This is a genomic window from Picosynechococcus sp. PCC 7003 (assembly GCF_001693255.1).
In the GTDB taxonomy this organism is placed as follows: Bacteria; Cyanobacteriota; Cyanobacteriia; order Cyanobacteriales; family MRBY01; genus MRBY01.
Window position 1 is genome coordinate 2,492,446 of the sequence record NZ_CP016474.1, and the last position, 10,612, is coordinate 2,503,057.

Genomic DNA, 10,612 nt, shown 5'->3' on the forward strand with positions numbered 1-10,612 from the left:
TAAAGAGTTTCACTGTTGCTTAATCCAGTGCACAAAATTTTCGAGGATTTTTAGGCCAATTGCTGATGATTTCTCGGGGTGAAATTGCATCGCAACTAAATTATCTTTGGCGATCGCCGCCGTGACAGTTTGCTTACCATGGGTGACGGTGGCGGCATTTACTTTAGGATCTGTTGGGACAACATAAAAAGAGTGCACAAAATAAACGAAAGGATCTTTGGGCAAATCTTGCCAAATGGGGTGAGCGGGCTGAGTCAGTTGCAGTTGGTTCCAGCCCATGTGGGGAATGGTAATCTCTGGTTCTGGCTGAAATCGCTTCACGGTGCCGGGAATGACCCCCAAGCCTTTTTCTGTCCCTTCGGCGGAACTGTCGAATAAAATTTGCATCCCCAAACAAATGCCGAGGAAGGGTTTGCCGCTGGCGATCGCCTGGTGAATCGAGGCTTCGAGGTGGCGATCGCGGAGATGTTGCATTGCCGGATCAAAGGCACCAACCCCAGGCAGAAGTACCGCATCGGCCCCAAGGATTTGCTCTGGTTGATCCGTGATTGTGGGAGTTGCCCCCGCTTTTTCTAGGGCTTTGCAGGCGGAGTGGAGATTCCCCATGTCGTAGTCAACAACCGCAATATTCACCATCTTCTCATTGCCCGAACGTTCACGTTAGAAACCCCTAACATACACCACAAAAGGAATTTCATCCTAACAATTTCTTTAGAATTTTGGCGCTTAACTGCCCTCGACCCATTCCGAAAACTGCCGGGTTACACCATGGCGAAATTCTAGCGGTAAGACCAGAACGATATTTTCATCATTCAAGCGACCATAGATTTTGGTTTGGTCAAAATTTTCTGTGCCGAGGCTCAGTTGGTAGGGTTGTGCTGCCGATGTTTGGAGCGTGATCACGGCCTTGGGTGCAAGCAAGCCATAATCAGCGAGTTCTTCAGCAGCGACGGGAAAACTATCGTAACGCTGGGGTTCGATGAGTAAATTTAACAGAAAGGCGATCGCCCCTCGATTAGCGGGTTTTTCAACGGGACTGGTTAGCCACCATTGAGCTACGGGTTCAAAGCGTTGCTCAAAGTTGAGGGTCTCGCCCTGGATTTCTAGAGACAAAGAACGGATCGCTGCTGCCTGGACAGGGAAAAGAATCTCAGCATCGGCGGCGACAAACTCTGATTCTGAGGTTGTTAAGGTATTTTGTCGCTGTGTAACGACCCACGCGATGCCTCCAAGCACCAAGGCGATCGCCAACCAAATTCCTGTACTCTGCTGCACCATGGCAATTTTTATCAAGGGCTTAGGAACGGATGTGGTTTACCAAAGCCCGTAAGCCGAGATAGTAACTTTCGGCCCCAAAGCCACAGATCTGACCCACCGCAATGGGCGCGATGTAGGAATGGTGGCGGAAAGTTTCGCGCTGGTGAATATTGCTGAGATGCACTTCTACGGTGGGTAAATTCACCGCCGCTAAAGCATCCCTGAGGGCAACGCTGGTGTGGGTATAGGCCGCCGGATTGATCAAAATGCCAGAAAACTTGCCGAGGGCGGCTTGGATCTGATCGATTAACGCGCCCTCATGGTTGGATTGGAAACATTGCAGAGAAACATCAAGTCTTTGGGCCTCCTTTTCGAGGCGGGCATTGATGTCTTTGAGCGTTGTAGCGCCGTAGATTTCAGGCTCCCGTAAGCCCAACAAATTCAAATTGGGCCCGTGGAGCACAAGGATATTCAAAGTGGACAACGGTGGTGAACCTAAAGCAGATTAACTAATAAGGTTAGCATCCCAACGCCCAAGACCTTTAGTAGCGGCGACGTTGACGGTCGTGGACAGGGATCGGGATGAGTTCAGGCTCAGGTTCGGCCGCTGGCCCAAGGAGGGTTTCAACGACTTTTTCCGCCCACTCTCTGAGTTTTTCCAGTACTTTTTCGATATAGCCCATCAAAAAGACGACTCCTGTAAACTCGATGTACCACGCTCTGATTTATTCATCATAGATCTTGGCGTCTTTGGTACGTTGTTCTTATAGATATATTAAGAATAACATAAGCTTTTCGGGGGGCGATCGCCCAATCCTGAGTTCCGGCTTAGACTTTCCCCTCAGAAACCACCGATTTTCGTAACAAAACTTTAAGGTTTGTCGCTCTTGAAATACCGTCTGAGGCCATCGAGGGCATCACAGGCACTCAGATAACGAATCAATTCCCGGTCTCGGTCTGTGCCGTAGCGGTAGGTGTGGCTAAATACTTGATTTTGGGGATCGGCCCAGGCGACACAAACCAAGCCGACAGGTTTTGCGGAGTCATCACTCTTGGGGCCAGCAATGCCTGTAATGCCAATACCCCAATCGCTACCGATGGCTTGCTTGACCCCCAGGGCCATCTGTTGGGCAACGGTTTCACTGACAGCCCCTTGGTTTTGCAAGTCGGCAGAATTCACGCCCAAAAGGTTTATTTTTACGGCATTGGCATAAGCGGTAATGCCCCCCAAAAAGTAGTCGGAGCTTCCGGAAACGCTTGTAATCAATGCGCCTAGGCCGCCCCCTGTGCAAGATTCGGCAACAGCTAGGGTTTCCTGACGTGTCCGGAGGAAGTCGCCGATGACTTGGGGGAGACTAGCCCCATCGGAACCAAAGTAATCCAACCCGGCGATCGCCTTAATTTCTGCGACCACCGGATCCATTAATTTTTTTGCTGCCTCAACGGATTCTGCCCGGGCAGCCACCCGTAGTTTGACTTCTCCCTTAGAGGCGTAGGGGGCTACGGTCGGGTTTGTTAACTCAAAAAGGTGGTCAACTTTGGCGGCTAGACTCGACTCACCAATGCCCCGGAAGCGCATCATTTCGCTATGAATCACAATTTGCCCATAGCCCTGGGCCTTGAGGTAGGGCACGGCGGTGTCTTGCCACATCCGCTTCATTTCCCCAGGGACACCCGGAAACGTAAAAATCGTCAGTCCTGCAATGGGCTGCCAAATCAGACCAGGGGCAGTCCCCGTCGGGTTCGGGAGGATATCGGCCCCTTCCGGCAAAAGGGCTTGTTTGCGGTTGTTGGGGGTCATAACGCGCCCCCGTTGGGCAAATTTTGTGGTGATATCGGTGATAATCTCTGGCCGCTCGACGAGGGGGGTTTTGAAATAGGTGGCGATCGCCTCGGTGGTGAGGTCATCGGGGGTGGGGCCAAGGCCCCCTGTAAACACTAAAATTTTCGTTCCCCGTTGTACCGCAATCTCTAGCAGGGAATGGATGCGGGAAATATTGTCTCCCACCACAGACTGAAAGTAATGGGTGATGCCGAGTTTTGCGAACTCCCGGGCAAGGTACTGACTATTGCTATTAACGATATCTCCCAAGAGAATCTCGGTGCCGACACAGATAATTTCCGCCGCCATGGTACTCCTTCAGCAGAAGGCGATCGCCTTCCCTCGTGATGTTTGATAAACGCCTAATTTTAGAAGCCCACAACAGGACTTGAACCTGCGACCGGCTGATTACAAATCAGCTGCTCTACCAACTGAGCTACGTGGGCATTGGTCTCTAAACCGTATGCAAGTATAGCAAAAGCGCACCGGAAATTGTCAAGCCTTTTAGACCAATCGACTGTCCATGGCCCACCGCGCCAGTTCTGTACGGTTATTTAAGCTGGTTTTGTTCAACATATTTGACACATGGCTTTCGATGGTGCGCTGGCTCACATTGAGCTTTTCGGCGATTTCCCGGTTAGACAGTCCCTGGGCGACAAAGCCCACGACTTTGGTTTCCGTGGGGGTAAGCTCTACATGGCTCGGTACCTGGAAGGCCATTGAGGCGGTCGTCGCCCCCGAATGGCTGAGGATGCGCCGCGCCTGGTTTAAGGAGGATTCCACCTGAGCGACTAATTCTTCTGGCTCAAAAGGTTTCACGATGTACACATCAGCCCCCTGGTTAAGACCCTCGATGCGATCGCGGGTTTGTCCTTTTGCCGATAGGAAAATCACAGGGATCCAACTAATTTGCGGATTTTGACGGACATTTTGGATGAAAGTATAACCATCCATTTCCGGCATCATCACATCACAAATAATCAAGTCAGGGGTTGTTTCTTCGAGGATTTGCAGTCCTTCTGCACCATTGGCCGCAGTCAGCATGTCATAACCGCGAAATTCGAGATAATCACGCACCAGCAAAATTAGATTGGGATCATCATCAATCAAGAGTAGAGTCGTACCTTGGGGATGCGGGAAATCGCTCATGGTAGGAATGGGGTCGCAAAGGTCAGGGTTAGCCAAATCTTAGCAAAGGAATTTTCGCTGGGATTACGAATTTGGGATGGGGTTCGCTGGTGATGGCTCGGGTAGGGGATGGGCCATAAACACATAGTCCTGGACGGGGCGATCGCCGATTAAATGCTCTTGAATAATCCGTTCAATGACTGCTGGTGTCGCGCTGTGATACCAAATACCATCAGGATAGACCACCAAAATTGGCCCCTGACTACAGACCCGGAGACAGTTTGCTTTGGTGCGGAAAATGTGCGGTGAAGTGTCACTGGGGGCATCTAATCCCAATTCTTTCAGTCGTTTTTTGAGATAGTTCCAGGCGTCGATGCTGGCCTGCTTATCACAACATTTGGGCTTCGTTTGGTCAGCACAAATAAACACATGGCGATCAATTCGATCTAGGCCAAGATTTTGCGCACAGACCCTTAAGGTTGCATCACATTGTTCTGCCATTACCAAGATTCTCTAGAGGGACTCGAACAATTCTACCGAGTCATGCCCGCCAGCGACGAAGGAAGGAACATTGAAGGATACACTAGAGGGAAGCAAAAATTTTGAATAACTGTTTGATTCTATGGATCCCATGCTCAAAGATGCCTTTGCTCAACGTCGGGCATTAAAGGTCATTAGTGGTTTGAATAACTTTGATGCGGCCAATGTTCTCGCCGTGGCCCGTGCAGCCGAAGCCGGTGGCGCAACCTTTGTCGATATTGCCGCCGATGCAGATTTGATTCGTCAGGTGAAAGAAGCTATTTCTCTACCTGTATGTGTCTCTGGGGTTGATGCTCAAGTTTTAGCTGATGCGGTTGAAGCGGGGGCTGATCTCGTGGAAATTGGTAACTTCGATGCGTTCTACGCCCAAGGAATTCGGTTTGAGGCTGAGGAAGTTCTCGCGATCACGAAAGCAACCCGTGCGTTATTACCCAACGTAACCCTTTCGGTGACGGTTCCCCATATCCTTGCCCTCGATGAGCAGGTTGCCCTCGCCGAACAACTCGTGGCAGCGGGTGCAGACATTATCCAAACAGAAGGGGGGACTTCTAGCCATCCGATCAGTGCTGGCACCCTTGGTTTAATCGAAAAAGCAGCGCCCACCTTGGCGGCAGCCCATGCCATTTCCCGGGCGGTAGATGTTCCTGTGATGTGTGCGTCTGGGTTGTCTGATGTGACGGCTCCCATGGCGATCGCCGCTGGTGCTGCTGGGATTGGCGTCGGCTCTGCAATCAACAAGCTCAACGATCCCCTGGCGATGGTGGCAACGGTGCGCCAATTAGTCGAGGCCCTCGATGGTGCCGTTGTGGGCATAGAAGCTTAAAATTTCGTTTCAACATTTTCAAGTTGAGACCAAAATAAAACCCTCCATTGTGCATGGGGGGCTTTATGTTAGGGGTTTTATTTTTTGCTTCTCAGGACAACAACAATTGGTGGAGACAGTTGTTCATCAAAAAGTACACAACCATCATGGCAGCCGCTGCTGCTGCAACTAAGGTTCCCGCCAACATTAGAGAAAACTCCTGTTGGTCAAATGCCTGTTGCATCAGGTGGAGTGACCACGCAACTAAGGCAACATCAAAGATGAGAATCGGAACCAGCATATTTTAATTTTTGTTAACTTGGCTCTATTCTAATACATTGTCTGGCGAATCAGCGGGAAAAGTTCAGGGTGTTTTAAGATTTGTGGGGTTGGCTAAAGCCTTATTTTATCGAAGCTTGCGGGGATCACCGCCAAAAACAACTTGAAAATTCACTGTTTTTTATTTTTGTCAAGTACAAATTGACAGACATCAAGTCCGGGGTTTGCCTGGGTTTAAGGCGATCGCCAAAGCAGTGACTTGGGTTGTTAGCCTAGGGGCGTGCGGCGATTGGGGAAGTTCCCAAGAAAAAGAAACAATGCTACAACAATTGGGTAGCAAAAACTCTCGATAATTATTCTGTAATTCTTTGGGCATGATCAGCAGTAGCCAACTTGTTCTCGGTAGTGGCCTGATTTTTGGGTCTGTCTTTTGGGTGGAGCTGGTGCGGGATTTGTACCATGTCCTTGCCCATATGTGGGAGCCGGTGGGTCGCCTCCATGGATGGCACCATCGGGTTTTCCGGCGGGATCTAACGCCTGTCAACGAGGACATTTATCGTAAAGCCCATTGGTACAATGATGTGCCAGAGGCGTTGGTGATGCTCAGTTTTGGGTTATTGCTTTGGGGGCTGTTGGTGGCTTTGGCGGTACCCACGGCTTGGCTCGGTTTAGCGGGCTGTCTGTATACGCTCTCGTTCTTGGGGGCGGCGATCGCCAGGGGCTTGGGTTTACCCTACGTGGATGAACTGACGGATCTAACCCACCGCCCCGGAGCTTTTACGGAGTTGCCAGGGGATTGGTTTGTGAATCGTCCTTACCACTGGCGGCACCATTTTGATAATCAAGAGGCTTATTATTGTGGCACCTTTACCCTCGTCGATAAATTAATGGGCACCGCACTTTCTTTAAAAGGTAAACGCATTGCTGTGACCGGGGCTTCGGGTACCCTGGGCCATGCTCTCCTCACGGAATTACATCAGGCTGGGGCCAAGGTGATCGCCTTCACTTCTAGCCATGAAACAATTTCCCTGACCATTCAACAGCAAGAGGTTCCCCTGCAAACGGTGCCTTGGCAGATTGGCGCGGAAGCAGATTTATTAGAAACCTTAAAAAAAGTTGACATTCTTGTCCTGAACCATGGGATCAACGTCCATGGCGATCGCACTCCCGCAGCAATCCACAAATCCTACGCCATCAATACTTTTTCCCAGCAGCGTTTAATTGAGCTGTTCCTCAGCACCGTTGAAACCAACCAAGACCGGGTTCGCAAAGAAATTTGGGTAAACACCTCCGAGGCGGAAGTGAGCCCCGCCGTCAGTCCCCTCTACGAACTCAGTAAGCGAGCCTTGGGCGACCTCGTTACCCTCCAGCGTTTAGATTCTCCCATTGTGATCCGTAAGCTCATTTTGGGGCCGTTTAAGAGTGCCTTAAATCCTGTGGGCGTGATGTCGGCCCGCTGGGTCGCTAAAGGAATTGTCGGTGGCGCCAGACGAGATTTTCGCAACATCATTGTCACTATCAACCCCTTCACCTATCTGTTGTTTCCCATCAAGGAATTTTTTGTGGCAAGCTATTTCAAGCTGTTTAGTCGCGGAGCATAACCGATGCAGACCCTAGGCCGCTTGATTGCCATGTCTCTCCTGGCCGCTGTGATTGTGGTGGTGGCGGTGGTGTCGATCCAAAATATTGAACTGGTGTCGATCCGGTTTCTCCTGTGGCAATCGGTGCGTTTACCCTTCGGTATCCTACTCGCCCTTGGGGTCGGACTGGGTCTCATCTTGGGCAGCTTAATTCCCTTGGGCTCCCGTCGTTAGGGGAGTGGGAAAAAACCCTTTATGATGGTGTTTTTGTCGGTTCGGACTTGCTAACCCATGGATGATTTGCTCAAAGGTTTAAATATTTATCTCATCGGCATGATGGGCACGGGAAAAAGTACCCTCGCAGAAATCATTGCGGAGTTGATGAACTACCGCAGTTTGGATTCGGACAGCATCATTGAAACCCTAGCAAAACAGTCCATCAGTGAGATTTTTGCGGAGATGGGAGAGGCCGAATTTCGAAAACTAGAAACCCAAGTCCTCAAGCAAATTGCGGTACAAACACGGACGGTCGTGGCGACGGGGGGCGGCATTGTTGTGTCCCAAGCCAATTGGTATTATCTGCGCCAGGGTTTGACCATTTGGTTAGATGTGCCAGTGCCGATTTTGGTAGAACGGCTGCGGAGTGATACGTCGCGCCCCCTTTTGCAAAATGTTGATCTTGAGCGCAAATTAACGCAACTGCTCCAACAACGGCGATCGCGTTATGCCGAGGCAGATTTACATATTCAAATTCCGGGTAATCGTCCCCCCCGGGCCGTTGCAGAGGATATCATCGCCCAAATTCCTTCGGTTCTCCGCAAACCCCCAGAATTTATTGGCGATCGCCCTTAACGGGAGCCAAACCTAAAAATTCGTTAAAAATGCTAATTGGGAACAAATGGGGCGATCGCCGATCCCGTACAATACCGACCCATGTCGAGCCGCATCACCGCGCTCAGTCCATCCTTAGAAACGACAACAATTCATGGAAAGCGAATACATCAGAGAAGCCGAAGCCACCCGCGTCCGCATCCTTAGCGAAGCCCTCCCCTATATGCAGCAATTTGCGGGGCGTACCATTGTCGTGAAATATGGTGGCGCCGCGATGAAAGACAGCACCCTCAAAGATAAAGTCATTCGCGACATTGTCTTTCTCTCCTGTATCGGCATGCGGCCCATTGTTGTCCACGGCGGTGGCCCAGAGATCAATACCTGGCTGGCCAAACTAAACATTGAACCCCAATTTAAAGATGGCCTGCGGGTCACCGATGCCGACACCATGGACGTGGTGGAAATGGTGCTTGTGGGTCGGGTGAATAAAGAAATTGTCTCTTTGATCAACCAAGAAGGTGGCGCTGCTGTGGGTCTCTGTGGCAAAGATGGCAACATGATCCAAGCCCGCCACGTCGGGAAAGAAGGGGTTGGTTTTGTCGGGGAAGTGACCACCATTGATACGAAATTGATTCAATCCCTCGTTGAAAATGGCTATGTACCTGTTATTTCCAGTGTGGCCGCCGACGAAACAGGTCAAGCCCACAATATCAATGCCGACACCGTCGCTGGCGAGTTAGCGGCTGCCCTCAGCGCCGAAAAACTGATCCTACTCACCGATACCCCTGGCATTTTGGAGGATTACCATAACCCCGCGACCTTGATTCCCCGCTTGAACCTGCAGCAGGCGCGAGAGTTAATTGACCAAGGTGTTGTGTCCGGGGGGATGATCCCGAAGGTAAGCTGTTGTGTGCGATCGCTAGCCCAAGGCGTTAAGGCGGCCCACATCATCGACGGACGGATTCCCCATGCCCTCCTCCTCGAAATTTTTACCAACGATGGCATTGGGTCGATGATCGTCGCTTCGGACTACCTCAGCCAGTTCCCCATGTCGCCTTTTTCTTAGCCTTTTACACACAAAACCTGCTTGAGGGTAGCAACGACCTCTACCAAATCCGTCTGTTGGGCCATCACCTGCTCGATGGGTTTGTAGGCGGCAGGAATTTCGTCGATAATGCCGCTATCTTTGCGACATTCAACCCCAGCCGTTTGGGCCACTAAGTCGTCTAAAGTAAAGGTTTTTTTGGCTTTGGCCCTGGACATTAAACGCCCAGCACCGTGGCTACAGGAACAATAACTCATCACATTGCCTTTGCCCTTGACGATGTAGGATTTTGCGCCCATGGAGCCGGGGATAATACCGTAGTCTTCCTGGCGTGCTCGCACGGCCCCTTTGCGGGTGACATAGATGTCTTCGTCAAAATGGGTTTCTTGTTCGGCGTAGTTATGGTGGCAATTCACAAACATCGAGGCTTTTGTCGGTTTGCCGCCAGCGAGATGTTTTTCGATGACTTTTTTAAACCTCTCCAGCATCACATCGCGATTAAACCGGGCATAGTTTTGGGCCCACTGGAGGTCGCGCCAATAGGCTTCAAATTCCGGCGTTCCTTTGACAAAATAGGCGAGATCGGGATCTGGGACTTTGGTTTCTGCGAGTTTCAAGAGCTCCTTTGCCGTCCCAATGTGGCATTGGGCGAGTTTGTTGCCAATGTGACGGGAACCGGAGTGGAGCATTAACCACACATTATTTTCTTCATCGAGACATACTTCAATGAAGTGATTGCCACCACCGAGGGAACCCATTTGTTTGAGGGCTTTACCTTCGAGATTTTTTACCCCTTTGTGGAGATCTTTAAAATTTCGCCAGCCGCCCCAATTGGCCACGGTTTTATCAACGTCTTTGTTTTCGTCGAAACCAACGGGGATCACGGCTTCGAGATCTTTGCGGATTTGCTTGAGTTTTCCGTCGAGGCGATCGCCTTTAAAGGGCAATTTGAGGGCGGCCATGCCACAACCAATATCAACCCCAACCGCCGCTGGAATGATCGCATCCTTTGTGGCAATGACAGAACCCACTAAGGCTCCTTTCCCTAGGTGAACATCAGGCATCAGGGACACATGTTTAAACACAAACGGCAACGAAGCAACATTTTTCGCCATTTGGAGTTCCTGGGAGCCTAGATTATGGCCAGCCCAAGAATAAACTGGTTTTTCGGTTTGGATCGGTAGGGGTTGGTGGGGCATTGGCGGCTAGGGGATGGCAGGAGAAATGAGGTGGTTCAAAAAGAGATTGGGTTATTGGCTACTTTTTTTTAATCATAACGATTGCGTATCTAAGCATAAATATTTTTAACGTTTAGTTGATAAATCACG

At 50.5% G+C, this 10,612-nt stretch carries 14 protein-coding genes and 1 tRNA gene; 5 read left to right on the forward strand and 10 right to left on the reverse strand.

Annotated features, from left to right (window positions below; all coding sequences use genetic code 11):
- Positions 1-9 precede the first annotated feature (9 nt).
- The 8 genes from hisH to AWQ21_RS11875 form a co-directional block, all read right to left on the reverse strand.
- The gene (gene hisH, locus AWQ21_RS11845; protein ID WP_065714710.1) at positions 10-636 is read right to left on the reverse strand and encodes an imidazole glycerol phosphate synthase subunit HisH; all 627 of its coding nucleotides are present in this window, start codon (positions 634-636) and stop codon (positions 10-12) included.
- 90 nt (positions 637-726) lie between these two features.
- Positions 727-1,278 carry a DUF4340 domain-containing protein gene (locus AWQ21_RS11850; RefSeq protein ID WP_065714711.1) on the reverse strand — a complete coding sequence of 184 codons (552 nt, stop codon included), beginning with the start codon at positions 1,276-1,278 and terminating at the stop codon, positions 727-729.
- A gap of 19 nt (positions 1,279-1,297) precedes the next feature.
- A complete protein-coding gene (aroQ, locus tag AWQ21_RS11855; protein ID WP_065714712.1) occupies positions 1,298-1,741 on the reverse strand; it encodes a type II 3-dehydroquinate dehydratase in 444 nt (147 codons plus the stop codon).
- A gap of 58 nt (positions 1,742-1,799) precedes the next feature.
- A complete protein-coding gene (locus AWQ21_RS16265; protein ID WP_157094756.1) occupies positions 1,800-1,943 on the reverse strand; it encodes a hypothetical protein in 144 nt (47 codons plus the stop codon).
- 185 nt (positions 1,944-2,128) lie between these two features.
- Positions 2,129-3,388, reverse strand: coding sequence for a competence/damage-inducible protein A (locus AWQ21_RS11860; RefSeq protein ID WP_065714713.1), 1,260 nt, complete (start codon positions 3,386-3,388; stop codon positions 2,129-2,131).
- A gap of 64 nt (positions 3,389-3,452) precedes the next feature.
- Positions 3,453-3,525 (reverse strand) — tRNA-Thr (locus AWQ21_RS11865).
- Positions 3,526-3,583: 58 nt separating this feature from the next.
- Positions 3,584-4,228, reverse strand: coding sequence for a response regulator transcription factor (locus tag AWQ21_RS11870; RefSeq protein WP_065714714.1), 645 nt, complete (start codon positions 4,226-4,228; stop codon positions 3,584-3,586).
- 63 nt (positions 4,229-4,291) lie between these two features.
- Complete coding sequence (locus AWQ21_RS11875) at positions 4,292-4,708, reverse strand: ferredoxin (protein WP_065714715.1); 417 nt, start codon at positions 4,706-4,708, stop codon at positions 4,292-4,294.
- 121 nt (positions 4,709-4,829) lie between these two features.
- Here AWQ21_RS11875 and AWQ21_RS11880 point away from each other — a divergent pair, with 121 nt between their 5' ends.
- Positions 4,830-5,570: a DUF561 domain-containing protein gene (locus tag AWQ21_RS11880; RefSeq protein ID WP_065714716.1), complete on the forward strand. Its 741-nt coding sequence runs from the start codon at positions 4,830-4,832 to the stop codon at positions 5,568-5,570.
- 91 nt (positions 5,571-5,661) lie between these two features.
- Here AWQ21_RS11880 and AWQ21_RS11885 read toward each other — a convergent pair whose 3' ends face one another.
- Positions 5,662-5,850, reverse strand: coding sequence for a hypothetical protein (locus AWQ21_RS11885; protein ID WP_024545261.1), 189 nt, complete (start codon positions 5,848-5,850; stop codon positions 5,662-5,664).
- 352 nt (positions 5,851-6,202) lie between these two features.
- On the opposite strand from AWQ21_RS11885, the gene AWQ21_RS11890 reads away from it, so the two are divergent.
- From AWQ21_RS11890 to argB, 4 genes are all read left to right on the forward strand, one after another.
- On the forward strand, positions 6,203-7,429 hold the full coding sequence (locus AWQ21_RS11890; RefSeq protein ID WP_065714717.1) for a bifunctional sterol desaturase/short chain dehydrogenase: 1,227 nt from the start codon (positions 6,203-6,205) through the stop codon (positions 7,427-7,429).
- 3 nt (positions 7,430-7,432) lie between these two features.
- On the forward strand, positions 7,433-7,642 hold the full coding sequence (locus AWQ21_RS11895; protein ID WP_065714718.1) for a lipopolysaccharide assembly protein LapA domain-containing protein: 210 nt from the start codon (positions 7,433-7,435) through the stop codon (positions 7,640-7,642).
- Positions 7,643-7,699: 57 nt separating this feature from the next.
- Positions 7,700-8,260: a shikimate kinase gene (locus tag AWQ21_RS11900; protein WP_012308113.1), complete on the forward strand. Its 561-nt coding sequence runs from the start codon at positions 7,700-7,702 to the stop codon at positions 8,258-8,260.
- A gap of 133 nt (positions 8,261-8,393) precedes the next feature.
- A complete protein-coding gene (gene argB, locus AWQ21_RS11905) occupies positions 8,394-9,305 on the forward strand; it encodes an acetylglutamate kinase (RefSeq protein WP_065714719.1) in 912 nt (303 codons plus the stop codon).
- On the opposite strand, the gene AWQ21_RS11910 is transcribed toward argB, so the two are convergent.
- On the reverse strand, positions 9,302-10,483 hold the full coding sequence (locus AWQ21_RS11910) for an RtcB family protein (protein WP_065714720.1): 1,182 nt from the start codon (positions 10,481-10,483) through the stop codon (positions 9,302-9,304). The genes argB and AWQ21_RS11910 overlap by 4 nt on opposite strands.
- Positions 10,484-10,612 lie beyond the last annotated feature (129 nt).

What these genes read in the sequence shown, in the direction of transcription:
- hisH (WP_065714710.1), bottom strand. Translation starts at nt 636, where the DNA reads ATGGTGAATATTGCGGTTGTTGACTACGACATGGGGAATCTCCACTCC.
- AWQ21_RS11850 (WP_065714711.1), bottom strand. Translation starts at nt 1,278, where the DNA reads ATGGTGCAGCAGAGTACAGGAATTTGGTTGGCGATCGCCTTGGTGCTT.
- AWQ21_RS11860 (WP_065714713.1), bottom strand. Translation starts at nt 3,388, where the DNA reads ATGGCGGCGGAAATTATCTGTGTCGGCACCGAGATTCTCTTGGGAGAT.
- AWQ21_RS11870 (WP_065714714.1), bottom strand. Translation starts at nt 4,228, where the DNA reads ATGAGCGATTTCCCGCATCCCCAAGGTACGACTCTACTCTTGATTGAT.
- AWQ21_RS11875 (WP_065714715.1), bottom strand. Translation starts at nt 4,708, where the DNA reads ATGGCAGAACAATGTGATGCAACCTTAAGGGTCTGTGCGCAAAATCTT.
- AWQ21_RS11880 (WP_065714716.1), top strand. Translation starts at nt 4,830, where the DNA reads ATGGATCCCATGCTCAAAGATGCCTTTGCTCAACGTCGGGCATTAAAG.
- AWQ21_RS11885 (WP_024545261.1), bottom strand. Translation starts at nt 5,850, where the DNA reads ATGCTGGTTCCGATTCTCATCTTTGATGTTGCCTTAGTTGCGTGGTCA.
- AWQ21_RS11890 (WP_065714717.1), top strand. Translation starts at nt 6,203, where the DNA reads ATGATCAGCAGTAGCCAACTTGTTCTCGGTAGTGGCCTGATTTTTGGG.
- AWQ21_RS11895 (WP_065714718.1), top strand. Translation starts at nt 7,433, where the DNA reads ATGCAGACCCTAGGCCGCTTGATTGCCATGTCTCTCCTGGCCGCTGTG.
- AWQ21_RS11900 (WP_012308113.1), top strand. Translation starts at nt 7,700, where the DNA reads ATGGATGATTTGCTCAAAGGTTTAAATATTTATCTCATCGGCATGATG.
- argB (WP_065714719.1), top strand. Translation starts at nt 8,394, where the DNA reads ATGGAAAGCGAATACATCAGAGAAGCCGAAGCCACCCGCGTCCGCATC.
- AWQ21_RS11910 (WP_065714720.1), bottom strand. Translation starts at nt 10,483, where the DNA reads ATGCCCCACCAACCCCTACCGATCCAAACCGAAAAACCAGTTTATTCT.